22 protein-coding genes are annotated in these 26,214 nt (G+C 43.3%); 1 reads left to right on the top strand and 21 read right to left on the bottom strand.

Annotated features, from left to right (window positions below; genetic code table 11):
* Positions 1 to 174 precede the first annotated feature (174 nt).
* The 10 genes from ACWPVL_RS07465 to ACWPVL_RS07420 form a co-directional block, all read right to left on the bottom strand.
* Positions 175 to 840 carry an ABC transporter ATP-binding protein gene (locus tag ACWPVL_RS07465; RefSeq protein WP_454387975.1) on the bottom strand — a complete coding sequence of 222 codons (666 nt, stop codon included), beginning with the start codon at positions 838 to 840 and terminating at the stop codon, positions 175 to 177.
* Positions 841 to 1,902: an ABC transporter permease gene (locus ACWPVL_RS07460; RefSeq protein ID WP_454387973.1), complete on the bottom strand. Its 1,062-nt coding sequence runs from the start codon at positions 1,900 to 1,902 to the stop codon at positions 841 to 843.
* Positions 1,903 to 2,157: 255 nt separating this feature from the next.
* On the bottom strand, positions 2,158 to 2,589 hold the full coding sequence (locus tag ACWPVL_RS07455; RefSeq protein WP_454387971.1) for an SP_0198 family lipoprotein: 432 nt from the start codon (positions 2,587 to 2,589) through the stop codon (positions 2,158 to 2,160).
* Positions 2,590 to 2,749: 160 nt separating this feature from the next.
* The gene (locus ACWPVL_RS07450) at positions 2,750 to 3,166 is read right to left on the bottom strand and encodes a YbgA family protein (protein ID WP_414295581.1); all 417 of its coding nucleotides are present in this window, start codon (positions 3,164 to 3,166) and stop codon (positions 2,750 to 2,752) included.
* Positions 3,167 to 3,192: 26 nt separating this feature from the next.
* Entirely contained in the window at positions 3,193 to 3,915 is a 723-nt protein-coding gene (locus ACWPVL_RS07445; RefSeq protein ID WP_414295580.1) for a hypothetical protein, read from the bottom strand.
* A gap of 113 nt (positions 3,916 to 4,028) precedes the next feature.
* Positions 4,029 to 6,476 carry a phenylalanine--tRNA ligase subunit beta gene (pheT, locus tag ACWPVL_RS07440; protein WP_454387969.1) on the bottom strand — a complete coding sequence of 816 codons (2,448 nt, stop codon included), beginning with the start codon at positions 6,474 to 6,476 and terminating at the stop codon, positions 4,029 to 4,031.
* 99 nt (positions 6,477 to 6,575) lie between these two features.
* The gene (locus tag ACWPVL_RS07435) at positions 6,576 to 7,088 is read right to left on the bottom strand and encodes a GNAT family N-acetyltransferase (protein ID WP_454387967.1); all 513 of its coding nucleotides are present in this window, start codon (positions 7,086 to 7,088) and stop codon (positions 6,576 to 6,578) included.
* Positions 7,089 to 7,256: 168 nt separating this feature from the next.
* Complete coding sequence (gene pheS, locus ACWPVL_RS07430) at positions 7,257 to 8,303, bottom strand: phenylalanine--tRNA ligase subunit alpha (protein WP_061910872.1); 1,047 nt, start codon at positions 8,301 to 8,303, stop codon at positions 7,257 to 7,259.
* A gap of 313 nt (positions 8,304 to 8,616) precedes the next feature.
* Positions 8,617 to 9,624, bottom strand: a complete 1,008-nt coding sequence (gene trpX, locus ACWPVL_RS07425) for a tryptophan ABC transporter substrate-binding protein (RefSeq protein WP_454387965.1) — start codon at positions 9,622 to 9,624, stop codon at positions 8,617 to 8,619.
* Between the two features lie 492 nt (positions 9,625 to 10,116).
* A complete protein-coding gene (locus ACWPVL_RS07420) occupies positions 10,117 to 11,316 on the bottom strand; it encodes an RES domain-containing protein (RefSeq protein ID WP_454387963.1) in 1,200 nt (399 codons plus the stop codon).
* 281 nt (positions 11,317 to 11,597) lie between these two features.
* On the opposite strand from ACWPVL_RS07420, the gene fbpA reads away from it, so the two are divergent.
* Positions 11,598 to 13,247, top strand: coding sequence for an Rqc2 family fibronectin-binding protein FbpA (gene fbpA / locus ACWPVL_RS07415; RefSeq protein WP_454387961.1), 1,650 nt, complete (start codon positions 11,598 to 11,600; stop codon positions 13,245 to 13,247).
* A 166-nt stretch (positions 13,248 to 13,413) separates the two neighbouring features.
* Here fbpA and budA read toward each other — a convergent pair whose 3' ends face one another.
* The 11 genes from budA to ACWPVL_RS07360 all read right to left on the bottom strand — a co-directional run bounded on the left by budA (position 13,414) and on the right by ACWPVL_RS07360 (position 26,213).
* A complete protein-coding gene (gene budA / locus ACWPVL_RS07410) occupies positions 13,414 to 14,133 on the bottom strand; it encodes an acetolactate decarboxylase (RefSeq protein WP_048764600.1) in 720 nt (239 codons plus the stop codon).
* Between the two features lie 114 nt (positions 14,134 to 14,247).
* Positions 14,248 to 14,997: a hypothetical protein gene (locus ACWPVL_RS07405; RefSeq protein ID WP_454387959.1), complete on the bottom strand. Its 750-nt coding sequence runs from the start codon at positions 14,995 to 14,997 to the stop codon at positions 14,248 to 14,250.
* Positions 14,998 to 15,111: 114 nt separating this feature from the next.
* On the bottom strand, positions 15,112 to 15,417 hold the full coding sequence (locus tag ACWPVL_RS07400) for a DUF4298 domain-containing protein (protein ID WP_454387957.1): 306 nt from the start codon (positions 15,415 to 15,417) through the stop codon (positions 15,112 to 15,114).
* Positions 15,418 to 15,517: 100 nt separating this feature from the next.
* Positions 15,518 to 16,747, bottom strand: a complete 1,230-nt coding sequence (locus tag ACWPVL_RS07395; protein ID WP_454387955.1) for a tetratricopeptide repeat protein — start codon at positions 16,745 to 16,747, stop codon at positions 15,518 to 15,520.
* Positions 16,740 to 17,909 (bottom strand): AI-2E family transporter, encoded by a 1,170-nt coding sequence (locus tag ACWPVL_RS07390; RefSeq protein ID WP_454387953.1) that lies wholly within the window; start codon positions 17,907 to 17,909, stop codon positions 16,740 to 16,742. Before ACWPVL_RS07390 ends, ACWPVL_RS07395 begins: the two co-directional genes overlap by 8 nt.
* A gap of 342 nt (positions 17,910 to 18,251) precedes the next feature.
* Positions 18,252 to 19,193, bottom strand: a complete 942-nt coding sequence (manA, locus tag ACWPVL_RS07385) for a mannose-6-phosphate isomerase, class I (protein WP_454387951.1) — start codon at positions 19,191 to 19,193, stop codon at positions 18,252 to 18,254.
* 148 nt (positions 19,194 to 19,341) lie between these two features.
* Positions 19,342 to 19,842 carry a phosphatase PAP2 family protein gene (locus tag ACWPVL_RS07380; protein ID WP_454387949.1) on the bottom strand — a complete coding sequence of 167 codons (501 nt, stop codon included), beginning with the start codon at positions 19,840 to 19,842 and terminating at the stop codon, positions 19,342 to 19,344.
* A 142-nt stretch (positions 19,843 to 19,984) separates the two neighbouring features.
* Positions 19,985 to 22,381: a glycogen/starch/alpha-glucan phosphorylase gene (locus ACWPVL_RS07375; protein ID WP_454387947.1), complete on the bottom strand. Its 2,397-nt coding sequence runs from the start codon at positions 22,379 to 22,381 to the stop codon at positions 19,985 to 19,987.
* A 133-nt stretch (positions 22,382 to 22,514) separates the two neighbouring features.
* Positions 22,515 to 23,945 carry a glycogen synthase GlgA gene (gene glgA / locus ACWPVL_RS07370; RefSeq protein ID WP_454387945.1) on the bottom strand — a complete coding sequence of 477 codons (1,431 nt, stop codon included), beginning with the start codon at positions 23,943 to 23,945 and terminating at the stop codon, positions 22,515 to 22,517.
* Entirely contained in the window at positions 23,942 to 25,081 is a 1,140-nt protein-coding gene (gene glgD, locus ACWPVL_RS07365) for a glucose-1-phosphate adenylyltransferase subunit GlgD (RefSeq protein ID WP_454388212.1), read from the bottom strand. Before glgD ends, glgA begins: the two co-directional genes overlap by 4 nt.
* Positions 25,071 to 26,213: a glucose-1-phosphate adenylyltransferase gene (locus tag ACWPVL_RS07360; protein WP_045496498.1), complete on the bottom strand. Its 1,143-nt coding sequence runs from the start codon at positions 26,211 to 26,213 to the stop codon at positions 25,071 to 25,073. Before ACWPVL_RS07360 ends, glgD begins: the two co-directional genes overlap by 11 nt.
* Between the last annotated feature and the right edge of the window lies 1 nt (position 26,214).

Genomic DNA, 26,214 nt, shown 5'->3' with positions numbered 1-26,214 from the left:
CACAAAGCCCGTACTACCAAAATAAATCCTGAAAATCACCAGAAAATGAAGAAAACGAAACACGGTTCCTGAACATGGAACCGTGTTTGTTTGTCTGTTCAATCAAGCTGATGCTTTGCCTGATCATGAATTGCGGCATTCTCCTTGTCCCAAACTATTTTTTTGGCTACATCTTTATCGGACTTGAGTCAGCACTCCGTCTTGCATCTCATAAACCTTGTCAACCTCGTCCAGCAGACGGGTATCATGGGTAATCATGACTACGCTCTTGTTGAATTTTTGAGTCACTTCTTTGAGCAGATGGACCACGCGCTTCGCCCGCTCCGTATCCAGACTAGCTGTCGGCTCATCAGCCAAGATAATATCTGGGCTATTGTAAAGCGCTCTGGCGATAGCAGCTCGCTGCCGTTCCCCACCGGACAATTCTTTGGGATACTGCTTGAGTGTTCCTTGTAGATCCAGCAACTCAATCAGACTGTCTAGATCCGTACTTTCCTTTTTAGATAAGCGGTCAATCAGCTGAAACTGGTCTTCGATTTTCAAAAAAGGAATGAGATTGGAAGCCTGCAAAATAAAGCCAAAATCATTGAAGCGTAGAGCAGCCCGTTCCTTTTCCTTGAGCTGGGAAGTATCTTTCCCATGCAGGAGAATCTGTCCTTTTGAAGGAGTTTGTAAATGCCCTAGCAAGGTCAGAAAAGTTGTTTTCCCTGATCCTGACGGCCCAATAATAGCTACAAACTGCCCCGCTTCCAGTTGGAAATCAGTTGGTTTCAGGGCTTGAACCAGCGTATGTCCCTGACCATATTCTTTTGTAACCCCTTTTAGTTCTATGATTGGCATTTACTCACCTCCGATCGCTGTGATAGGGTCAATTTTCAGAACCCGGTGAATGGACAAGAGCCCGCCGGCCAGCGACATGAAAACAATCAGGACAATCAATCCAGCATAAGCTCGCCAATCACTGTAAAACGGCATAGAGGCTGGCAAGACTAGCTGGGTTCCCAAAAGAGCCAAGACAGCTAAGCTGATTCCCAGAGTGGATAGGATGAAAATCTGCCAGAAAATAGAAGCAATAATCTTCCCGCTGGCAATCCCTTGGGCCCGCATAATACCGTAAAGTTGAGTCTTCTGAATAGTAATGATGTACATGAAAATTCCCAATACTAAAAAAGTAATCAGAACCATGGCCCCAATCATAAAGGAAAAAGTCAGTACCTGAGGCTGATAACCAGGGATATTTTCTATAAAATCACTCATAGAAAGCTGACTAAGCCCAGTTTCTTCAATCTTTTGACTATCTTTGACCACAAGTGCGCTGATATTCTTAACCTGACTAGAGCCGTACTTTAATTCCCTGAAATCATCTAGATCCATAAAAATTACAGGTTGCGTAAAGAAGCTATTATCTTCTGTGAAGCCAACAACCTGATAGAGGCGCTCACTGCCATTGAGCTGAAGCTGGTCGCCTAGTTTGACACCTTTTTGCTGGAGGCGTTTATCCGCAATAACTTCATAAGCATTCTCAGCAGGACGTCCCTCAATAATGTCAGGCGCTAGAAAACTATCCCAAGAGAGACCAAAAACCTGAGCATTGAGTTTATCAGTCCCATCTTCATAATTGGCCACTGCTGCCGTCTGTCCCAAAGCCGCAATTGAGTCCCCTTGAAGCAGGCTACTATACTCCTCTTCCTTTAGAGTCGAAGCTATTAGATTCTTATTGGCGTACTCCGACAAGACAATTGAATCAGCCTGCCATTGGTCCAGAGCCAAGCGATTGAGCCTAGCCAAACCGACAGAAAGACTAGACAAAAAGAAAACCATATAGGTAATGAGAAAGACCACAGCAACCACTAAACGATAGCGTCCGCGACTGTAGACAATCTCTTTAAAAGCTAAAAACAAAGCTGTCCTCCTTTGAGTTATTAAAGATCATTATATCATAAAGAAGCAAGCTAGAAAAACATATGAGACTAATGGTAACCAGATTCACACGAAAATCACTAAGTCGTATAGCGATTCCCTAAGTAAGAAACATTCCTTGAAAGAAATTCATAAAATAAAAAAGAAACAAGGGCTTCAGTTCATATACTGAAACCGTTCTTGTTTCTTTTTCTTTACGCTTCGCACACTCTTTTTCTGAGCAGATTGAGAAACGCTTCACTGCTTAGTAAAGATCAGAGTGTCTGGATCATCATCCAATTCGTTCACAATCAGCTGGTTGCCATTTTGACGATAGCTTTTGACATCGTCACCGACAATTAGTCTCTGCTTCGCTGCATCTACTTGTACCTGTTTGATTTCCTTACTGCCATCGACCTCGGTCTCAGTCCAAGTACCAGTCGAACCATTGATTTCTAGGACATGCTGGTCACCATCATGGTCGCTTGCTTGGTAGCGTCCGTTTAGATTGCTGGTCTGGCCTGCATTGGATGAAGAAGTCTGTTCTTGCGCAGGCTGTGATGTTTGGCTTTGGGTATTCTGTGATGAGTTAGCATTTCCTCCCTGATTAGCATTGCTTGAGCAAGCAGCCAGTGAAACTGCTACTGTCAGAGATAGAATACCGATAAAGGACTTTTTTGAAACAGTCATATTGCTTTCTCCTTTTCTACATTTGTAGTTTATAATTATATTCTACAATTGTCTGTTTTGTTTGTCAATCGTATAGCATTTTTTTATCTAAAAATAGAAAATTCTCCAGCCTAACTTGACTGGAGATGTAGAATTTCTTGCTTCTTCTAGAGGATCAAAGTTAGTCATCCTTGATGGACGAGCCTTCTGCATCATCCCCAAATATCAAGGTCGACTGTTGCAGATAGGGATTGGGGTACTTTCTAAGCAAATCTTTCACAGCTTCTACCAAAATCTCCTGCTTCACCTGACCTACTTGGTATCGCTCTAAAAGCAGCATAAAATTTTCTTTTTCAGCTGGGCTAGCTTTTTTCTTAAAATAGCCCCAAACATGCTGAAAAGCATTATAGACCTGACCTCGGTTTTCTGGTAGGGCTATCGCCTGATCAATTAAATCTTGGACATGTGCTGCTTCCACTGAGTCGCTTTTTAGATATTGGCGGATTTCCAGATAAATCTTACTGGAATGACTGAGAACCAGATATTTATTTCTAGCCCAAAGAGTCTGACATTGGGATATTTGGCTTACATTTTCCATAATTACTTTTCCTACAATCTTTCCTTTTATTCCGGAAAAATCCATTCAATATGTGGAGCTCGCTTACTGATTTCTTTATAAATAGTATTGAAATCAGCATCAACAAGATCATTCAAGTCAATCTCTTCCAGTGTTTTTCCTTCTTCGTCTTTAAAATAAAGTATGCGATAAGTTGATCTCGAATTTTTAGAATAAGCACGTCTAATTTCATACTCGATTTGCTTAATATTTGTTAAATTAATGTGATTTATATCTTGGAAAACAGAGGGTTTAACATCAATCTTATTATCAGAAATAGCAAAAGCTGCAGGCTCATGAGCTTTCTTATAAGCCGAAACACCTAAAATAGTAACTATAATACCTGCACCAATTAGAATTGGACCCACATATTCATTATTTTGATTGAGAATTTCTTGCTCAGATTCCTTTTCTCTTCGGATAGAAGCCTGTTCGGACTCTAATTGTTTATTATAGGTCTCTACAAAAGCTTGCAGTCTTTTTTGCTCTTCTTCTGGTGTTTCATTCTCAGGTGCAAAATCCGAATTAACCAAGGTTTTGGCTTTTTCAATAGTCATCGGGCTTTCATTCAACTTTGCATCTTTTCGTTCAGACTCTAGCTGTTCTAAGCGATCGCTGTGGTTCCCACCACTACTATTTGGTGATTGCATTGCCCCAATGAATATGAAGGCTCCAATAATAACAATAATAATAGCTACAATTTCAGCTGCATAACTTCTTTTATATTCCATTAAAATATTCTTTCTGTAAAATCTTTATGGGACTAGAATACCATAAATCAAGACTTTTATAAAGCTCTTTTATAGTCAAAAGCAGCCCAAAGGACTGCTTCTCTTTGTATATACTAGCGCACTTCTGCTCCAACATTTTCTTCCAAGGATTTTTGGATTTTTTCCATGTATTTAGCGACTTCATCATCGGTTAGGCTGTCTTCTGGATTTTGGAAAGTCAGAGTGTAGGCCATAGATTTGAGGCCAACACCTAATTTTTCACCAGAGTAGATATCGAAGAGCTTGATATCCGTCAAACGTTTCACTCCGGCAGCTTGAATCGCTTCAACCACCTGTCTGTGGCTGATTTCTGCTTTGAGCAACAAGGCCACATCGCGAGTAACAGCTGGGAATTTGGTGATTTCTACAAAAGGCTGTTCTGGCTCAAGACTCGCCTCAATAGCTGTCAGATTGAGCTCTGCCACATAGGTTTCTGGGATGTCATAAGCCTTAGCTGTCACTGGATGAACCTGCCCGACATAGCCCACTGGCTGACCTTTGATCGAAATCAGCGCTGTCCGACCTGGATGCAGACTCTTAAGCTGGTCAGTTGCTTGATAATCAGCATCTAATCCCAAGCGATCAAAGAGCGCTTCAACCACACCCTTAGCGTAGAAGAAGTCCACAGGAGTCGCTGGCGTCTGGAAATCTTTCTCACTTACCAAGCCAGTTAGAGCAAAGGCAAAGCTATTGATTTCGTTAGGCAATTCTTCCTTCGGATTGCCTGTTTGTTCAAAGATTTTTCCAATTTCATACAGGGCCAAATCCTTATTTTTACGAGCAACATTGTAGCTGACAGTATCCAACATGCCTGAGAGCATATTTTGGCGGAGAACACTGCGCTCCCTTGTCATAGGCCACATAAGCTCCGTTAGATTTGTAGGATTAAGCGTAAATTCGACAGCTTTTTCTGGCGTAGTCAAGGCATAGGAAATAATCTCGGTCAGTCCTGCTCCTTCAGCCACCGTCCGAACCTTGCGACGTAGCTTCTGAGTGGCCGTCAATTCGCCAGCCGTTCCAGCATCTTGAGGTAGGGAAACTGGCAAGCGGTCATAGCCATAAATACGAGCAATTTCCTCGTAAAGATCTGCTGGAATACTAATATCCCAACGACGAGCAGGTACGCTGACTGTGAAGAAATCCGCAGAACCACTGAGTCCAAAGCCTAGACGACGGAAAATATCTTCAATATCTGCATAAGTCAAATCTGTTCCCAAGACTCGGTTGACATCTGAAAGGCTAGTCGAAACCTGCTTGTCAGTCGTATCTAACTGTCCTGCTTGGACAATACCAGCATGAACAGTTGCACCTGCCAAGTCAGCAATCATGCTTGCTGCAGCATCTAGAGCTTCAGTTACTGTTGCAAGGTTAATTCCTTTTTCAAAGCGTGAAGAAGACTCAGAACGCAAGCCCAGACGGCTACTTGTCTTACGGATTGACTTGCCATCAAAGACAGCTGCTTCCAGAACGACACGAGTCGACTTGTCAGAGATTTCGGTGGCTGCTCCGCCCATAACACCTGCAAGAGCCACTGGCTTATCTGCCACAGTGATAACTAAATCTCCAACTTCCAGCTCCCGCTCTTCGCCGTCCAGCGTCACCAGTTTTTCACCAGCACGCGCTTCCCGCACAACAATCTGATCCCCCTCAAATGTGTCCAGATCAAAGGCATGCATTGGCTGACCAAAGTAGAGCAAGATGTAGTTAGTCACGTCCACTACATTGTTAATCGGACGAATTCCTTCGTTCATGAGGAGATTTTGCAGCCACTGAGGACTTGGGGCAATGGTCACATTGTCCAAAATGCGAGCGGCATAAAACGGTGCTTTTTCGCTTTCAATGGCAACAGACAAGCTAGCCGTAGCCTCTTTATCCCCTTCAGTCAAAGGAAATTCTTTGAAATGAACAGGCTTATCGTAGATAGCTGCTACTTCGTGTGCCACCCCGCGCATAGACAAAGCGTCAGCCCGGTTTGGCGTGATAGAAAGCTCGATAATCTCATCATCCAAGTCTAGATAAGGGAAGACCTCATCTCCTGGCACAGCACTATCTGGCAAAATTTGGATGCCATCCGCAAATTCCTTTGGCACGACCGAATCAGAAATCCCCAGCTCACCGAGAGAGCAAATCATGCCCAGTGACTCTAGCCCACGAATTTTTCCTTTTTTAATCTTATAATTATCTGCAATGCGAGCGCCTGGTACAGCCACCATAACCTTGATTCCAGCACGGACATTCGGTGCGCCACAGACAATCTGGCGAGGCTCCTCTTCCCCGACATTGACCTGACAGAGGTGCAGGTGAGTTTCAGGTACATCCTCACAGCTCAGAACTTCTCCGACAACAATTTTCGAAAGGTCTTCAGCTGGCGAGCTGACTCCTTCTACTTCAATACCAGTTGTAGACATTTTCTCCGCCAGCTCGGCGCTCGTCACATCCAAATCAACCAGTTCTTTTAACCATTTATAACTAACTAACATATTGATGATTTTACGACCGAGCGGCGCTAGCTTTGATTTCATAGACAAAGCCAGTCCATTCGTCTTTTCGGTCGTATTGATTCCTCTCTATAAATTTCTGTTTTCACTAAAAGCCCAATAAACAGCGATGTTATCGTCTTTTTAGTTTAATTTCTTCCTTAAAAGCCAGTCAATATCGACTGTGTCACCAGTGATATATTCATGCTGGCTAAATCTTTCAAAGCCATATTTAAAGTAAAAGTTCTGCGCCTTAAAATTTCTTTCCCAAACGCCTAGCCAAGCCCAGCTAAAGCCACGTTTCTCAGCTTCTTCTAAGGCAAATTCAAACATTTCCTTGCCCAAGCCGAAGCCCTGATGGGAGGCAAGTACATAAATCCGTTGAATTTCAAAGGAATCTTCCAATTCCTGCTCTGTCTGAGCCTGACCCCAGTTACACTTGAGAAAACCAGCGATCTTTTGCTCCTTGTCCAGCACAAAATAATGCTCAGACTCAGGATTGGCCAGCTCCTGCTCCAGCCTTTCATGCGCCAGCTCGTGGGCAAAATAATGCTCTAAATCTGCCTGTTTGATGAAAGGACCAAAAGTTTCTTGGTAGGTCTGCACTTGTAACTCCCGCAAAATATCCAGATCTTCTGGCTGAACTCTAACTAACATAGGGCACTCCTTTCTCAGAAGTGGCTGTGAGCGATATTCCTAGCTAAAATTGTCTTATAAGCTAGTATACTGATGAGCCTCTTTCCCACGCATTTCAAGTCCGCAAACATTGCTAATCAGGCTTTTCGTGATGGGATTGTTCAAATCAAGTTCTATTCTACTGACTTCTTACTTGAACTGCTGTGAAAAACGCACATCGCCTTGGTAGAAGCCACGAATATCGTTGATACCGTAGCGAAGCATAGCTACCCGCTCCTGACCGAGACCAAAGGCAAAGCCAGAATATTTCTCCGAATCGATGCCACTCATTTCCAAGACACTTGGGTGCACCATTCCAGCTCCCATGATTTCGATCCAGCCAGTCTTCTTGCAGACATTACAGCCAGCACCACCACACTTAAAGCAAGATACATCCACTTCGACAGATGGCTCTGTAAATGGGAAGTAAGATGGACGTAGACGAATCTTCCGATCCGCACCAAACATTTTTTGAATAATCAGCTGCAAGGTTCCTTGCAAATCAGCCATAGAGATATTTTCCCCTACGACCAGACCTTCAATCTGGTGAAACTGGTGAGAGTGAGTCGCATCGTCTGTATCGCGACGGAAAACACGTCCCGGAGAGATCATCTTGAGCGGCCCTTGGCTAAAGTCATGGGCATCCATGGCACGAGCCTGAACAGGAGATGTGTGCGTACGCAAGAGGATCTCTTCTGTAATGTAGAAAGTGTCCTGCATATCCCGTGCTGGGTGGTCCTTAGGTAGATTCATCCGCTCAAAGTTATAGTAATCTGACTCAACTTCAAAACCATCCACAACCTGATAGCCCATACCGATAAAGATATCTTCGATTTCTTCACTCGTTTGGGTCAAAATATGGCGATTTCCAGCTGGAATCTTACGGCCTGGCAGGGTCACATCCAAGGCGTCATTGGCCAGCTGGGCTGCGACTTTCTGCTCTTCCAAGATTTGAGCAGCTTCTTCAAAGGCTGCATTCAGCACATCTCGTGCTTCATTGACGTGCTTCCCGATAATTGGGCGCATCTCAGCAGAAACATCCTTCATCCCTTTGAGAATCTCAGTAAGACTCCCTTTTTTCCCTAGGACAGATACTTTCAGCTCCTGCATATCCTTAGCATTTTCCAGAGTAATGGTCTGCAATTGGGCTAAAGTTTCCTCACGCAGACTCTGCAATCGTTCTTCAATTGTTGACATAGTTCCTCCAAAAATAAAAACCGCGGTCTCACTCACACCGAAGCGGAGCGTTGACACGCGGTACCATCCGTTTTTTATCTGGCAAGCCAGACCTTAATTACCAATCATAAAGCAAGTGAATTCGCCTAGCTTTCATCTAGAGAGCTCTCAGTCGCTGGCTCCCCTCCCTGTCAAACTTCCCCTAGGTTACTGGTCTTGCGGATTGCTATTCAATTATAATTCATTCTAACAGATTTCTAAACATTTCGCAAGCTCAGTTATAGAATTTACAAGAAGAAAAAGAAGTCCATTGAGCAACGAACTTCCTTTCTCTCTATTTAATCACTTGTCCTGCTTCTTTGAGAGCATCTTCTGGTACAGTGATACCGAGTTCTTTGGCATTTTTAGTATTGATAACAGATTTACCTTTATCAAAAATATCTACTGCAGTATCAGCAGGTTTGGCACCTTTAAGGACTTTAGCTGCCATTTTACCAGTCGCAACACCTAGGTCATACTGATCTACAACGACAGAGGCAAGACCACCTTCTTCTACCATGGCTGTCGCACTTGGATAAATCGGTTTCTTAGCCTCTTTATTGCTGGACACAACTGTCGCAAAAGCTGACGCAATGGTATTGTCAATTGGAATCCAGATAGCGTCAACCTTGCCAGTCATGACATTCATGGTTGAAGCAATTTCATTTGTGGACGGAACAGAGTATTCCTCTACCTTGTAGCCCGCCTCTTCAGCTAGTTTTTTGAATTCTTCCACCTGAGCTTTGGAGTTGTCTTCGCTGCTAGAGTAGAGCGCACCGATAGTCTTAACATCTGGAGTCAATTTTTTAATCAGATCTAGCTGTTGCTTGGCTGGATTGTGGTCAGAGACACCCGTGATATTGCCACCTGGCTTGTCCAGATTTTTCACTAGGTTTGCTCCGACCGGATCTGTGATAGCTCCCATGACGATGGGCTTGTCCTTAGTAGCTGCAGCCAGTCCTTGGGCAGACGGAGTCGCAATCCCAATCAGCACATCATTGTCATTGGAAACCAGCTGCTTGCTCATAGTAGAGACCTTACTCTGATCGCCCTCAGCATTCATAAAGTCAATCTTAATCTTGTCGCCCTTATAGCCTTCCTCAGCCAGACCATCCTGAATCCCCTTGTAAATCAAATCCAGCGAAGGGTGGCTGACATACTGCAGCACGCCTACCTTGACTGTCTGACTGTCGCCACTAGTCTTAGTGGTGTTGCCTTTGCTGTTCAAGCTAGAATAGACTATCCCACCGATTGCCAAAACAGCCAAAAGGCCTAAGATAGTTACTAATCGTTTATTTTTCATGTTCTTTCTCCATTTCTATGTTTTATAATTTCCTATTTAATCCCTAGGGACGCCATCGTTTAAACATAGGCAATTCTCCTTGTTTTTTATAATAAGCAACAAAAAATCCTCACACAGGTATTCTGTGTGAGGGCGAAAATCGCGGTGCCACCTCAGTTATGGAAAATAGCTAATATTCCCCATATCTCTGTCTTGTCATCAAACAAGCTGCACTGTAAGGTGTGCCTACCGAATTCTTATTGTTTCAAATTCATTTTATCAATTAGCCCAATTTCGTTCATGCCCACCGCCTGCTTGCACCAACTACAGGCTCTCTAAAAGACAGTCATAAATTACTTTCTAATCTACACTATTATAAAGTATCCTGACGAAAATGTCAAGATTAAAATCCAATTATATAATACATTGTTAATTATTCTGATATTCAAAGAATCATCTTCATTTTTAGAATAAAAATAAAATCATCTCCAACGTTTCTCTATTAAAGCTATTTTATTTAAATACTTCAACCATCGTAAATTCGTTTTCTTTATCAAATCTAAGAAAAGCATAATTTATAGATTCCGGACACTTAGTAGATTTATACGCTATTCCGTTATATCCTATTTTTGAACAGATTGCTGCAACAATATTGCTCATAATATATTCTATCCTAAATGACTTTAAATCCGATTTTGATGGCTGAGAAATAAGTCCATCAAAATCACTCTGTTTATCTTTCCCTCTCTTAAAAACAAAATTTATTGGAAACATTTTTAAAGTTTTACTAAGAATAAATTTAGCATATACATATTCCTTCCCTTGATCTAAAGGAACTTCTTCTTGAAGAACATCTAAGTTATTAGCACAATATAGAACACTCACTCCAATATCATTATACCTTCCATGCCCCGATACCCCATATGGAGGCTCCCATAATTTGTCATCTGGCGGTGATTCGCTAATTTGATAGCCAAGTTCCATAGTTCGTGTTCTAAAAATTGTTCTTCCAGAAGCTAACGGGTAATAACCTCCCTTTTCATACAAAGACTTAATAACTTCTTCAAGACTTAAAAAAGCTTTATTTTGAGAAACATAAAGTTTGTTTTGTATATATTCATCCTTCAAGTCAACTAACTCTTCCATTGTTAATTCATTTGCCAATAAGCTGACTTCTTTCTCTATTTCTTCAATTTCTCCATAAAACCTTTCATCAAATTCGTCTAAAGATTCTTTTGTGTAAATTTTCGAAAACTCATCAAAAAAACCATAGTCTATTTTTTCATCATAATTAGGTCCAGAACCAAAGCCACACACTGGGCAGTACATAGATTTAACAATTTCATCAATGGTATCTAAATCAAATTGATCATAGATAAATTCTCCTACTTCAATTGAGGTATCTAAATCATCAATCATACCCTCAACATCATCCTCTTCATCAAAGAATCCACCATGTCGCATACTGGTAAATATTTCTGATGGTTGAGAACAAAACTGACAACCTTCAATTTTAGATGTTAGTTGCTCTCCAATAAAATGATACAATCTTTCCATTAACTCATCGTCATCAAAGTAAGATTCACTTTTCGATATTTTATTACTACAATTTTGGCATATACTTTCTACTTCTTGGTTTACAGAAAATTCATCAAAAAGTTCTTCAAGAAAATTTCCTTTTTCTGGAGCACTTCTTACAATGTACTCTTCCACTGCTAAAACTTTTTTGAACTCATCACATCTCGTACAAATCAAATAATATACCTTGCTTTCAAGTTATTTATGAATAATATACATTATACCACAATCTCCTCTTTTTCCATTCCTTTGCATTGTCATATTGCTGTAAAACAGTTCAAAAAATAATTAGGGTACATTATGATTATTTCTTTTAATGTATAGATCCCTTTCAAGAAATATTCATCAACTTCCTGCTCTATTTTCTGTGATATGATATAATGATAGAAGTTATTTCTATGAAAGAGAGAATATAGATGTCTTTCGACGGATTTTTTTTACACCACATGACAGAGGAGCTCCGCCACGAATTGTTGGGCGGCCGCATTCAGAAGATTAATCAGCCCTTTGAACAGGAGCTGGTTTTACAGATTCGCAGCAACCGTAAAAGCCACAAGCTGCTCCTATCAGCCCACTCGGTCTTTGGGCGCGTCCAGCTGACAGATACCACGTTTGAAAATCCAGCTGTTCCTAATACCTTTATCATGGTGATGCGCAAATACTTGCAGGGCGCTGTCATTGAAGCAATCCAGCAAGTGGAGAATGACCGGATTTTGGAAATCAGTGTTTCCAATAAGAACGAAATCGGCGACAGCGTGGCTGTGACTCTGGTCATCGAAATCATGGGCAAGCACAGCAATATCATTCTCTTGGACAAGGCTAGCGACAAGATTATTGAGGCCATCAAACATGTCGGATTTTCACAAAATAGCTATCGAACGATCCTGCCGGGCTCAACCTATGTTGCACCGCCTCAGACTGGCAGTCTCAATCCTTTCACTGTGGGTGATGAAAAGCTTTTTGAAATCCTGCAGACTGAGGACATAGAGCCCAAACGCTTGCAGCAAATTTTTCAGGGATTGGGTCGGGATACGGCTACTGAGCTCAGTGGTCGTCTGACCGCTGACAAGCTCAAAACTTTCCGAGCCTTCTTTGCCAGTCCGACTCAGCCAAGCCTGACCGAAAAATCCTTCTCTGCTCTGCTATTTTCCGACAGTAAGACCCAAATGTCCACGCTATCCGAGCTTTTGGACACTTTCTACAAGGACAAGGCTGAGCGAGATCGGGTCAACCAGCAGGCCAGCGAGCTCATCCGCCGGGTAGAAAATGAGTTGGAAAAGAACCGGAAAAAGCTGGGCAAGCAAGAGGAAGAGCTCCTAGCAACAGAGAATGCAGAGGAATTCCGTCAAAAAGGGGAGCTCTTAACTACCTTTCTCCATCAGGTACCTAACGATCAGGACCAGGTTGAGTTGGACAATTACTACACAGGTGAGAAGATTAGCATCTCACTTGATAAGGCCCTAACCCCCAACCAAAATGCCCAGCGCTATTTCAAACGTTACCAGAAGCTCAAGGAAGCCGTCAAACACCTGACCAGCTTGATTGAGGAGACACGGACTACGATTCTCTACCTAGAGAGCGTGGAAATAGCTCTTGCTCAGGCCAGCCTGACTGAAATTGCAGAAATTCGGGAGGAACTAATCCAGACTGGCTTTATCCGCCGACGCCAAAGAGAGAAAATCCAGAAAAGACAGAAACCGGAGAAATATTTGGCAACAGATGGCCAAACCATTATCCTGGTTGGACGTAACAATCTACAAAATGATGAGCTGACTTTTAAGATAGCCAAAAAAGACGAGCTTTGGTTTCACGCCAAGGATATTCCAGGCAGTCATGTGGTCATCACAGGCAATCTTCAGCCTAGCGATGAGGTCAAGACAGACGCTGCCGAGCTAGCGGCCTACTTTTCCAAAGCTAGACTCTCCAATCTGGTCCAAGTAGATATGATTGAGACTAGAAAACTCAATAAACCAACTGGTGGCAAGCCAGGATTTGTCACCTATACGGGCCAGAAAACCCTGCGCGTCACACCAGATGAAGAAAAGATTAAAAGCATGAAAATGTAAACTAATCAATTTCTAAAATATGGATTTGGCGGATATTGAAAAACAAAAGAGGAGCCTCGGCTCCTCAAACTTACTAAATTTAAAATTCTAGTTATCTTTCAGAGGTTGGGACAGCAGAGTCCTAGCCTCTTTTTTATCAGAAGTAGACAATTGTCACAGCAATTGACTACTCAACCTTGTCCATGTCCGATCTTACTTCATCGACATTGAATTTTGCAAAGAGGAACTTACGGTCTTGAACTGGGAAACGTTGATCCAACTGATCCACAGCACCTAGCTCCACAATTCCTTCCTTGATAACAAAGTCCATAACGTGACCACCAAAGGTATGATCATCTGAAATAAAGTGAAGATGATAGCCGGCTACACTGACACCGTGGAAAATTTCGGGTGTCCAAAAACCAACAATAGTTCCAGAAACATTGTCCGCATGGTACTCAGGCTGACTTACGGCTACTTCAGCAAACTTCTTCTCTGAAGTCGATTTTGGAATCATTCGCACATGCATGTGGGAAAATTCTCCATGAATCTTGATGGAGCGAAATAGATTTTCCCCATCGTAATAGGATTCAATTCGCTTTTCCAGCTCTTCATCTGTCATTTCGAAGCGCTGCCGGAAAATGACCTCTGCTTGGTGGGGAACAACCGCAGCGTAGGGCACCGTTACATCATCTGAAACTTCTACAACTTCAGGCACATCGCCAGATCCCTTGGCCTGATAGGCCTTACCATCAAGAACAATCAACTCCCCATCAATGGAATCCAGTGTACCAATCCCTAAATCGCCGTATTTCAGGAGCTCCCCAATCGTCATGCTCCCACCATAAAGTCCAGCCATCAAGGCTCCTAGGGTATTATACTGAAATAATTTCACTGGCTCTGCCATTTTTTCTCCTATATCAATAAACTTCTGTATTTTCTAAGATAATTAAGTATATCATATTCTGGTCGAATTTCAAAAAAATCGTTTAATGGAAGTTTGAAAAACCGCACGGTAGCCTTAAATCAACTGGCTTTCCTCAATACCGACATCAGCGAGGATTTGAGCCACACGGTCAAACTTAAGTCGAAAATGTTCTAGTTTGTGGCCGTCTGATCCTACTGAAAAGCGCTGACCGCCCAGCTTCTTGACTAGAGAGATAGCATAGATATAGAGTTCCTCGTGTCCATAGAGATACATGGACTTGCAGTTGAGTTCAAAGGCCAAACCATGATCAATCATCTTTTGAAAAAGCTGTCGCAGCTCTGGTTCAAAAGTTTTTAACTCCTCTACGGTAAGGTCGAATTTCCGAAAGCCATAGTCAAAGTGGGCTAGGACATCCGCCGGAACAGCCTCGATTGCCTCTTCTAGCTCTCTCAGGTAGCGGGGAATTAACTCCATCTTGTCCAGCTGCAAGACAGTCTCTTCCAGATAGTCAAAACTACCATTGTGGTGAACAGATAGGAGTTTCAAGTCGTATTCCTTGTCGGCTAGGAAAGCTAAAATATCGGCCTTACGCGGAGCATAGTAACCAATTTCAATCCCCTTTTTGATGCGGTTGCCATATTGCTGGTTTAGCTCTGCTATTTTTGCTGAATAGGCCGCATAGTCAGGCACATCATCATGGGGCGAGGCAGCTTGGTAAGGGTAGGGATTGGACAAGTCATAGTGCTCAGTGGTGACAATCTCGCCCTCGTAATGGTCCAGATAGTCAGAAAAATCAGCCTCAGAATCATAGGAAAAATAGGTATGAAGATGATTGTCGCGCATGCTCATCCGCCTTTCTGCTAGTCTTTTGTCACTTTGGTACGGTCAATAGTTGGTCGAACTTTGTTTAGGTTTTACTACAGTTGTAACTGTTCAGCTCCTATTATTTCTATGTCCTTACCTTTCTTTCAGCATGGCACTGGATAGGTCTAGTAGCTGCAAGGCCGTCTCAAAGTGCTCTCCCATCAGGTCATAAACAGCATCTTCGCTCAAAACGCCACATGCCACATCCTCAGGAAAGTCAGGTCGATTGGAAAATTCCAAATCGTCAAAGAAAGCTTGGCTGGTGTAATAATCTCGGAGCTGGATATAATGCTTCTGGCTGGCCTCCAGCTCAGCCAAAGCTGATTGAGCTGCAGCCAGCGTCTGAGCGTATTTATTCAAATGCTCTTCCATTTCTTGGATTCTTTTCAATTGGGACATTATCTCCACTCCTTCTTTAATCAGACTATCGTGTCCATAAGAAAATCTTCTTGCTAATATGCCTCAAAACTAGAAATGCAGGAGATTTTCCAAAAAAACTTTACAAACTTTCGTACAAATCGGCCATAGCAGTATCATCTGGAACCAAACGCAGGTACTTACCAGCCTGTACTCTTGCTTCTTCCACACGCCCTAATTCGCGTAAGAGATAAACAAATTCTTCCAAAAATTCAGGATTTTCCTGCAAATCATCTGCCAGTTCCTGATACAGCTCCCTAGCTTTTTCCAGATTTTCCAAGGCCTGATAAGCCCGCGCCAGATTCCAGCGAGTCAAGACATTGTCTAGCTCTTGTTCCTCAAAAGCTAAGACCGCATCGTAGCGTTCCTGCTCCAGATAGAGATTGGTCAGGCGTAGAGCAATTTCCTCTAAGTCATCTGCATTTTCCTGAGCTGCTAGCAGGTAATCCTCGGATTTTTCCACATCATGCAGTTCGTAAGATAATTGCGAAGCAAGAAGCAAAAGGCGAGTCTCGAAAGGATTTTTGGTCAAGCCTTGCTCGGCCATTGCCAAAGCTTCCTCGGTCTTATGCTCCGCATGGAGAGACTGCGCGTGGGCATACTCATAGCCTTCAAAATCTGGCGAAATCGTATCCAGCTGCTTGAAGTACAAATTAGCTTTTTGGTACTCCTCTTGTTCGTACAAGATAGCTGCCAATTCATAGACCGTCTCTTCATCGTACTCCAGCTCCACAGCCTTTTCCAAAAATTCAATGGCTGCTTCGATTTTCCCCAGACTGGCATAGCAAAGACCGATGCGCTGATAGGTAGATACGCCTGTCTGCTCGTAAATAGAGCGATTATCTAGCTGGGCATATTCCTTGATAGCCTGGGCAAAATTTTCCAATTCAAACTCAATTTCTGCCAAACCAAAAGTCACTAAAGGTTCGTCCGATAGTTTGGCAGCTTCCAGCAATTTCTCCCTTGCCACATCTGGCAATCCTTCTAGCTGATAGAGGTCAGCCTTTGCCAAGAGAGCTGCCACATACCATTCACTTTCTGAGTCGATTTCCTCTAAATAAGCAAAAGCTTCTTCCAAGTCACCATCGTCAGCAGCAATCGTTGCCAGACTGATATAGGACTCAGGGTAGAGCGGAGCCAATTTTTCATAAATTCGTTTGGCTTGAGGGAAAAAGCCGATACTTTCTAAGTAATCGGCTAATTCTAATAACTCTTGATCGGTATCTTGGCTCAAAGCCTCTTCAAAATACTTCTCAGCCTGCGCTAAATCCTGATTTTGCAGGGCTGTTAACATTTGTTTACTCTTACTCACTGCCTTCTCCTAATTCTTGAACACTTTCTTCATACAAACCGCTGACCTTCTGGTACCACTTAAAGAGCGCTGTGATGGCAACCTTGGCTGACGCATAAGCTGGAATCCCCAGCAAGACGCCCCAAATACCAAACATGGTTCCTGAAGTCAGCAAAACAAATAAAATTGTAATCGGATGGATGCTTAATTGACTTCCCAAGATCAATGGAGACACGAAGCGCCCCTCAATAGTCTGCTCCACGATAAAGACGATAATGACTTTCAACAGCATGATCGGACCAGCAATCAAACCAAGAACCAAGGCTGGCAACATAGCAAGGAAGCTTCCCAGATAAGGTACCAAGTTCAAAACTCCTGCCACAACGGCTAGAGTCACACCGTAACGCAAGCCGATAATCTTGAAAAGAATCATAAACATAAAGGCCACAATAATGGCTACAGTCACCTGACCACGAACATAATTGGCCAGCTGGGTATTGACATCTGTCATGACCTGACCAAATGACTCGCGGAATTTCGTTGGCAAGAACTGAACTACATAGCCTTTGAGATTCTTCCCATCACGTAGCAAATAGAAAAGAATGAAAGGCATGATGATAATAGCTACAATGATTTGTGAAGCCGTACTAATCAAATTGCTAGCCCAATTGACTGCCTTAGATGAAAAATTGCTAGCCCATGAAGTAATCTGGGTCGAAAGCTTATTCGTAACTTGCTCGATTTGTGGCTTCAAATCATCTGAAATATGATTGTCCAAAACGTCTTCAATCATTTTATTGGCTTGCTTGAGATAGGCGGGAACATTCTTTGAAAAACTCACTATCTGATGCTGCAAGCTAGGAATAGCAACCGCCAAGCCCCACACAATCAAGATACCAATCAAGACAAAGACAATCGTAATTCCAGCCACACGGCTAATCTTGCGCTTTTCCATCCAGTCGACAATGGGATTGAGCAGATAGTAAAGCAGCCCAGCCAAAATCACTGGCAACATAATGACACCAATAAACTCAATCACTGGTGTAAAAATAAAGCTAATTTTGCTAAGAATAAAAATGTTCAAACCGATGAGTAAGGTCACCAAAAATACGGTAATGGCCTTATTATCCAAGAACCATCTAAAAAACCAGGACAAACTAAAATCTTTTTCTTTGTGTTCCATATTCGACTCCTTTAGATATTCCATTTCATTGTACCATTTTTCAAAAAAAAATTCTTCAAGCAACCATGATGGAATGGCCTATTTATCGGACTTTTTCACCGATTGCAACTAAAGGCCTATTTTCTCTGTCCATTCTGCTAAAATAAAGAAAAATGAGGCTGGGACAAAAGTCCTAGCCTCTCAATTGTCTTTGGATTGTCGAGCAAGACGCAGTGGTTGAGTGGGCTCTACTACGCTGATTTCATCAGCTTTCACAGCCCTACTCAACTGTGCGGAGGTGGGACGACGAAATCGAATTCTAACGAATTACCGATTTCTGTCCCACTCTCATTTGTTTTTTCACTATGGATGGCTAACAATCAGTTGTAAGTCGCCAGACAAGATCCACTCTGTGACATCGCTCGGCAGGATGAAATGAGAGCCTTTTTCGATAGGATACACTAGTCCATCCACTGTCAACTCACCAGCACCTTCCAAGACACTGAACAAGCTGTAATCTACTGTCTTTTTAAATTCAACAGAACCAGCAATGTCCCACTTGTAAACAGCAAAGAAGTCATTGGCCACCAAAAGAGTAGAGGTCAAATTATCTGCCTGAATGGTAACGGGACGGCTATTGGCTGGCTCGCCGATAGTCAAAACATCAATCGATTGCTCCAAATGCAGCTCACGCAGATTGCCAGCATCGTCCTTACGATCAAAGTCATAGACCCGATAAGTGGTATCGCTAGACTGCTGAGTTTCTAAAATCAGAATACCTGAGCCTATGGCATGCATGGTGCCACTTGGCACATAGAAAAAGTCACCAGCCTTGACCGGAATTTTGGTCAAAAGATGAGCCCAGTCCTTGCTCTCGATTTGCTGGCGCAATTCTTCTTTGCTCTTGGCATTGTGACCGTAGATAATCTCTGCCCCTTCGTCTGCAGCGATAACATACCAGCATTCTGTTTTGCCAAGCTCACCTTCGTGCTCTAGTCCATAGGCATCATCTGGATGGACCTGAACGCTAAGCCAGTCATTGGCATCCAAAATCTTCGTCAAAAGTGGAAAGACAGGCTCTGGACGATTGCCAAAAAGCTCACGGTGCTCAGCATAGAGTGCATCTAGCTTCTGACCGGCAAAACGACCATTCTTAACGGTTGAGACACCGTTCGGATGAGCCGAAATTGCCCAGTATTCGCCAACATGGTCACTGGGGATTTCATAGCCAAAAACATCACGCAGCTTAGTGCCGCCCCAAATTTTCTCCTGCATCACAGACTCTAGAAATAACGGTTCTGACATAATAGTCTCCTTACATATTTTTCATCATCCAAAATCAGGCATTCCTTGATGATAAAAGTTTGGTACTGCTTACATTATAATATAGACTCGGGCACTTTGTCTACTCCTACCTTACTTTACAAAGAAAAATCTGGCTCTCGCCAGACATCTATAATAAAAAGATTAAAGCTCCCCAGCAAATTCCGCAAAGGTATCCTATCACTACATCCTTTGGATAGTGCACGCCGCCAATCACGCGCACTAGAGCCAGACCTGCTGAAAGCAAGAGGCAGATAAGCCCCGGCAGCCAGAAAAAATAGAGCAAGCACATGGAAATCACTGTCGCCGAAAAGACATGGCGGCTGGGCATGGACTTGCCTGATGTATCCTTGGCCAGCAAGGGTTGAATAGCCCATTTCTCGTAAGGGCGTGCTTGATTCAGTCGTTTACGAATAGCTGACAAGAGACCAAATCCAATGGCTGGTAAGAAGAAACAAGTAAGCAGCCCTTTCCACCCCTCTGTCAGAAGGGCATCAATCAAGACCAATCCATACACCAAAGGCATAAAAACAGTCATCCCCCTATTAAAATATGCCATCCCTTTCACTTTCCTAGGACGACTGCGAAAGGGAGCTGTTAATTGTTGGTAAAAAATCGTGTAGTCTTTCATACTTGCTTATCCTGCTTTTTAAAAAATTGAATTCTCATACTTTCTCTACTATAGCATATTTCTAGACAAGATGGTAGATGGATAGCAAAAGAGACTGAGACCCAAGCCCCAATCTCTTATTGTCCATGTTTTCTCAGGAGTGTTATTTCTCCAAGTTCCAGATTTCCTTGGCATATTGCTCAATGGTATCATCTGAGGTGAACTTGTCAGATGTAGCGATATTGATCAAGCTCATGCGGGCCCATTTTTCTTTGTCACGATAGAGAGTATCAATCTTCTCTTGAGCTTCTACATAGGAGTGGAAATCTTCCAAGAGGAAGTATTCATCATTGTGGGTGATGAGGGCTTCGTAGATTTCAGAGCCTTCTTCACGGACGTTTGGAATGGTGCCATTGACAAAGGTATCGACCACCCGGCGAATGTCAGGATTGCTTTCATAGACACCGCGTGAGTAGTAATCGTGGCGGGCATAGTGCTCGTAGACTTGGTCCTTGTCCATCCCGAAGATGACAATGTTGTCGTCACCGACCTCGTCCTTGATTTCGATATTGGCTCCGTCCAGAGTGGCTAGGGTAATGGCACCTGTCATTATGAACTTCATGTTGGAAGTACCAGAAGCTTCCTTGGAAGCCAGAGAAATCTGCTCTGATACATCTGCTGCTGGAATGATGAGCTCAGCCAGGCTGACCCGGTAGTTTTCCAGGAAAACAACCTTGAGTTTGCCTTGCAGGCTTTCATCCCTGTTGACCAGATTGGCTACTTCATTGATTAGCTTGATAACCGACTTGGCAAAGTGATAGCCTGGAGCAGCCTTGGCACCAAAGATAAAGACGCGCGGTACCATGTCCTTGTCAGGATTGTCCTTGAGATCCCAGTAAAGCTTGATGATATGAAGCAGGTTGAGCAGCTGACGTTTGTAGGCGTGGAGGCGTTTTACCTGCACATCAAAGATAGCTTCTGTAGAAACTTCTACTCCTGTTGAGTCCTTGATGAAGTCAGCCAGACGGGCCTTGGCTTCTTGCTTCACTCGGTAGAAATCAGCCAGCACTTGCTGGTCGTCTTTGAATTTCAATAGCTTGCGCAGCTCGTGGATATCACTTCTCCAGCCCTTGCCAATCAACTTATCAATCTCAGCTGACAGGGGCTCATCCGCAATCTGCAGCCAGCGGCGCTGGATAATGCCATTGGTCTTGTTGTTAAACTTCTCTGGGTAAATACTGTAGAAATCACGCAAAGTGTCTTCTTTGAGCAGTTCGGTATGGAGTTTGGCAACCCCATTGATTGAATGACCGCCAATGATCGCCAAGTGAGCCATGTGGACTTGATTGTCCTTGACAATCCGAGTATTTTCGATGACCCGTGGATCGATACCACGTCCAGCCATTTCAGCTACATAGCGATTGTCAATCTCTAAGATAATCTGATAAACCCGCGGCAGGACATTCTTAAAGAGCTCTGCATCCCATTTTTCCAAGGCTTCAGACAAAATGGTATGGTTGGTGTAGCTCATGGTTTTAACCGTAGCATTCCAAGCATCTGCCCACTCGAGACCATAGTCATCCAGCAAAAGACGCATAAACTCAGCTGGCGCAACTGCTGGGTGGGTATCGTTGATATGGACAGAAACCTTCTCATGAATATCCTTGAGCGGACGACCTTGCTTGAGGTAGGATTTGATAATGGTTTGCAGCCCTGCGCTGGTCATGAAGTATTCCTGAATCAGGCGCAGTTCTTTTCCTTCGTAGCTAGAGTCGTCTGGATAGAGAATGGCAGTGATGTCTTGCACCCGGCGACGGGCTTCAATAGTTGGATAGTCCAGTTCGTATTCTTCTGGGATTTCAACATCCCATAAACGGAGATTGTTGATATTGTCATTGCCAAAGCCAATCTGAGGCACGTCATAAGGCACAGCACGCAAAGTTTTAGAATGCTCATAAACCGGCACAATGCGGCCTTCTTCATTAGCACGGAGGTAAACATTGCCAAAGATCTTGACATCCACAATGCCGTGATCCTTACGGGTTTCCCAGACATTGCCTAGACTGCCAAACCAATCATCTGGAATTTCCACCTGATAGCCATTCACGATTCTCTGCTTGAAAAGACCGTAGCGATAGCGAATCCCATTTCCAAAACCTGGATAGCCCGTTGTAGCTAGCGAGTCCATGAAGGCCGCTGCCAAACGACCAAGGCCTCCATTTCCCAGCGCCATGTCGTGCTCAGCATTTTTTACATCCTCAAAGTCAACTCCTAGCTCAGCAAAGCTTTCCTTGACCGTATCAAGAATACCTAAATTGAGCAGGTTGGTTTCCAGCATACGTCCCGGCAGAAACTCAATCGAGAAATAATAGGCTGTCTTTTGCTGCTGTTCCACGAGCTTATTGCGGCGCTCCAGCCACAGTGGCGTGATATATTTACGAATGGTACTAGCGAGGGCTTGAAAAAGCTCGGCAGGTGTAGCATCCGCAATCTTAATCAGCTGTCGTTCGTGCAAAGTATCCTTGAAATCTCGGATAAACTGTTCTTTATTTAATTCCATTTTTACGAATTAACTTCCTTTCTTTTAGGGAAAAGCATCCGTCTGGATAAGATGTCAACATGAGAAAGACCACTTACCCGACAAATCCTCTCTTGTCAGAAACAAGAGAGGATTGCTGTTCTAATGCAACATACTAGAGTAGTGACTCATATAAATCACTGTATGCTCGACTGGCTGTATCCCAAGAGAAATCTCTTTCCATCGCCTGTATTTGCAGACTACGCCAAGCTTCTTGGTCATGCCAGTAAAGATTGAGGGCTTCTTTGAATGTCCATGTTAGCCAATAACCAGAGAAGTTATTGAAGCTAAAGCCTGTTCCCTGCCCATCATAGACGTTGTAAGGTTCAACCGTATCCCGCAGGCCACCAACCTCGTGAACCAGCGGCAGTGTACCGTAACGCATGGACATCATCTGAGACAAACCGCAAGGTTCAAAGCGGCTCGGCATAAGGAAAATATCACTAGCCGCATAGATTTCCTGAGCCAAAGTAACATCAAAAAGGATATTCGCGGATAATTTTTCAGGATAAGCCTGGCCAAACCAAGCGAAAGCACGTTCAAATGCAGGGTCACCTGTTCCAAGTAGCACAATTTGCACATCTTCCTGAAGCAGATTATGCAACTCTTCCACCACCAAATCAAAACCTTTTTGACGAGTCAAACGAGAGACGATACCAACGACAGGAACATCATCCCGAACTGGCAAGCCTACTTTTGATTGAAGAGCTCGTTTGTTTTCTAATTTCCCGGTCAAATCATCTTTATTAAAGTGGTAAGCCAGCAATTTATCGGTTTCTGGATTGTAGATATCTGTATCGATACCATTGACAATACCGACCAGCTTGCCAGACTCCATCCGAAGAACCTGATCCAGACCGCAACCAAACTCAGCCGTCCGAATTTCGTTGGCATAGCTAGGTGAGACAGTTGTCACGCGATCCGCATAGAGAATACCCGCCTTCATCCAGTTGAGGCAGTCATTCCAGCGGAGAGTCCCGTCCGCATAACGTTCATAGCCGACACCAAAGAGTTCCCAGAGCATGCTGTCCGAAAACTGTCCCTGAAATTCTAAGTTGTGAATGGTCAACACCGTCTTGATGTTGTTATATGCCTGAATCCAGCGGTATTTTTCCTTGACCAAGAAAGGAATCATGGCCGTATGATAGTCGTGCGCATGGAGAACATCTGGGATAAAGTCAATGCGCTCCATCAGTTCGATTGCTGCTAATTGGAAGTAGGCAAAACGTTCGCCGTCATCAAAATCGCCATAGATATGCCCACGGAAGAAATAATGCTGATTGTCGATAAAGTAGAAGTTCACACCTTCCAACTCAATCTTTTTGACACCGACATATTCCCGACGCCAGCCGACACTGACTTCAAAAGAGAAGAGGTCTTCAACTTGATCACCAAATTTAGCATCCGTCATGTCATAGTATGGCAGAATGACTCCAACTTCATGGCCAGCTTTGACCAAAGATTTGGGAAGGGCGCCGATAACGTCTCCCAAACCACCCGTCTTGGAAAAAGGTGCTCCTTCTGCTGCTACAAATAAAATTTTCATGAAACGATGTCCTCTGTAACTTTTTGACCTTTCTTCAGGACAACTGGATGTTCAGCTGTACCTCGAACGACTACTCCCTCAGCAATCTCAACGCCCTTGTCCACAATTGCATATTCTAGCACTGCATTTTTTCCAACGACAACACGTGGGAAGAGGAGACTGTCTTTGACACTGCTACCTGCTAAAATTCTTGTATTCCGCGAAATAACAGAGTTTACAACTTCACCCTCTACGATACTACCTGACGCAAACTGAGAGCGATTTACTTTTGATGTAGTTGTATAGTAAGTCGGCTCTTCGTTTTTCACCTTGGTATAAACCTTTTGATTTGGTGAGAAGAGAGAGTAGAATTTCTGCCGATCAAGCATGTCAATGTTAGCTTTATAATAGGAAGCAACAGAGTAGATATTTGCCAAATAGCCTGTGTACTCATAAGCAAAAGCTCCAACTTCAGCTGCCAAGTCCCGAAGAACATAGCGCAGTTTTTGTGGGAATTCTTTTTGGGCTTCTTCTTCCAATTTTTCAATCAACCAAGGCGTATCTACTACAAAAATATCTGTAGACATATTGAAGAGCTCGCCCTCGTCTCTATCACTATGCAGCTTATGCCCTAGGACATGGTCTGTTTCACTGACTTGCAGAACTGCATTCACATCTGAAATATCTTTAGATGGCAATTTCTTGTAAACCACTGTCATCGGTTGCTGGGTTGTGTTATGCAAGTGGAAGACCTGATTAAGGTCAATGTTGATCAACACATCACAGTTCAGGGCTACAGTTTGGTTAGAGCCTGAACGCTTCAGATAAGTCAGTAACTGTTCATAATATTCCTTACCAACTGTGCTACTTTCTACACGGGTATTGTAAATGCCTAGATAGTAGTGACTCAAAAGTGTAGACAAGCCCCACTCACGACCTGAACGAATATGGTCAAAGACAGAGCTGATATTGTCTTGTTGGAAGATACCAAAGACGCTACGAACACCAGCATTAGCAAGACTAGACAGTGGGAAGTCAATCAAACGGTATTTCCCACCAAATGGCAAACTAGCAACTGGACGATGGTCTGTTAAGGTTGACATGTCGTGGAAACCGACCGTATTTCCTAAAATCGCTGAATATTTATCAATCTTCATCTGTTGGTACCCCCACTTTTTCATTATATCCGACTACTTGCACTTCATCTGTTCCGTCAATCTCTACACCATCAGAAATAACAGCGCCCTCACCAATGATCGCACGTTTAATCTTAGCTCCCTGGCCAATAATAGCACCACTCATAATGACAGAATCAGTGACTTCTGCACCCTCACGAACTTGAGCGCCTGTTGAAAGAATAGAATGCTTAACAGTTCCATCCACAAAACAGCCGTCAACTACCAAAGAATCTTCAACATGAGCATTTGCACCAAGGTAGTTTGGTGGTGAAATCAAGTTGCGTGAGTAAATTTTCCACTGACGATCACGACTGTCTAAAGCATTTTCTGGACTAATGTATTCCATGTTGGCTTCCCAAAGTGACTCAATCGTACCAACGTCTTTCCAGTAGCCGTTAAATTCATAAGCATAAACGCTTTCGCCAGATTCAAGATAGTTAGGGATAACATTTTTACCAAAGTCGGACATATCGACATTGCTCTTTTCAGCAGCAATCAACATATTACGGAGACGTTGCCAGTCAAAGATATAGATTCCCATAGAAGCCTTGGTAGATTTAGGATTTTCTGGTTTTTCTTCAAATTCAACGATCCGATTGTTAGCGTCGGTATTCATAATACCAAAACGGCTAGCCTCCTTGAGAGGCACATCTAAGACAGCAACCGTCAAACTAGCGCTGTTATCCTTGTGGGATTGGAGCATATCATCATAGTCCATCTTGTAGATATGGTCACCAGATAGGATTAAGACATATTCAGGATTGATACTGTCGATATAGTCAATGTTTTGGAAAATAGCGTGGCTAGTTCCCTCAAACCAACGATTTCCTTCACTGGCAGAGTAAGGCTGAAGAATGGATACACCTGTATTGATACCATCCAAGCCCCAGCTTGAACCGTTCCCGATATGACTGTTCAAAGCAAGTGGTTGGTACTGGGTAATCACACCGACATTGTTGATCCCAGAGTTGGCACAGTTCGACAGCGCAAAATCAATAATACGATAACGACCACCAAACTGTACTGCTGGTTTTGCAATACTTTGTGTGAGCTTTCCAAGACGAGTTCCTTGCCCACCGGCAAGAATCAAAGCTAGCATTTCATTCTTCATA

The sequence above is a fragment of the Streptococcus sp. Marseille-Q8145 genome (assembly GCF_965112035.1).
This window is presented reverse-complemented; position numbering and strand designations above follow the sequence as displayed.

Coding starts and splice junctions, on each gene's coding strand:
- glgD (WP_454388212.1), bottom strand. CDS start 25,081: ATGAAGATTGATAAATATTCAGCGATTTTAGGAAATACGGTCGGTTTC.
- fbpA (WP_454387961.1), top strand. CDS start 11,598: ATGTCTTTCGACGGATTTTTTTTACACCACATGACAGAGGAGCTCCGC.
- glgA (WP_454387945.1), bottom strand. CDS start 23,945: ATGAAAATTTTATTTGTAGCAGCAGAAGGAGCACCTTTTTCCAAGACG.
- ACWPVL_RS07390 (WP_454387953.1), bottom strand. CDS start 17,909: ATGGAACACAAAGAAAAAGATTTTAGTTTGTCCTGGTTTTTTAGATGG.
- ACWPVL_RS07400 (WP_454387957.1), bottom strand. CDS start 15,417: ATGTCCCAATTGAAAAGAATCCAAGAAATGGAAGAGCATTTGAATAAA.
- ACWPVL_RS07375 (WP_454387947.1), bottom strand. CDS start 22,381: ATGGAATTAAATAAAGAACAGTTTATCCGAGATTTCAAGGATACTTTG.
- manA (WP_454387951.1), bottom strand. CDS start 19,193: ATGTCAGAACCGTTATTTCTAGAGTCTGTGATGCAGGAGAAAATTTGG.
- trpX (WP_454387965.1), bottom strand. CDS start 9,624: ATGAAAAATAAACGATTAGTAACTATCTTAGGCCTTTTGGCTGTTTTG.
- pheT (WP_454387969.1), bottom strand. CDS start 6,476: ATGAAATCAAAGCTAGCGCCGCTCGGTCGTAAAATCATCAATATGTTA.
- ACWPVL_RS07435 (WP_454387967.1), bottom strand. CDS start 7,088: ATGTTAGTTAGAGTTCAGCCAGAAGATCTGGATATTTTGCGGGAGTTA.
- budA (WP_048764600.1), bottom strand. CDS start 14,133: ATGGCAGAGCCAGTGAAATTATTTCAGTATAATACCCTAGGAGCCTTG.
- ACWPVL_RS07455 (WP_454387971.1), bottom strand. CDS start 2,589: ATGACTGTTTCAAAAAAGTCCTTTATCGGTATTCTATCTCTGACAGTA.
- ACWPVL_RS07380 (WP_454387949.1), bottom strand. CDS start 19,842: ATGAAAGACTACACGATTTTTTACCAACAATTAACAGCTCCCTTTCGC.
- pheS (WP_061910872.1), bottom strand. CDS start 8,303: ATGTCAACAATTGAAGAACGATTGCAGAGTCTGCGTGAGGAAACTTTA.
- ACWPVL_RS07465 (WP_454387975.1), bottom strand. CDS start 840: ATGCCAATCATAGAACTAAAAGGGGTTACAAAAGAATATGGTCAGGGA.
- ACWPVL_RS07360 (WP_045496498.1), bottom strand. CDS start 26,213: ATGAAGAATGAAATGCTAGCTTTGATTCTTGCCGGTGGGCAAGGAACT.
- ACWPVL_RS07445 (WP_414295580.1), bottom strand. CDS start 3,915: ATGGAATATAAAAGAAGTTATGCAGCTGAAATTGTAGCTATTATTATT.
- ACWPVL_RS07450 (WP_414295581.1), bottom strand. CDS start 3,166: ATGGAAAATGTAAGCCAAATATCCCAATGTCAGACTCTTTGGGCTAGA.
- ACWPVL_RS07405 (WP_454387959.1), bottom strand. CDS start 14,997: ATGCGCGACAATCATCTTCATACCTATTTTTCCTATGATTCTGAGGCT.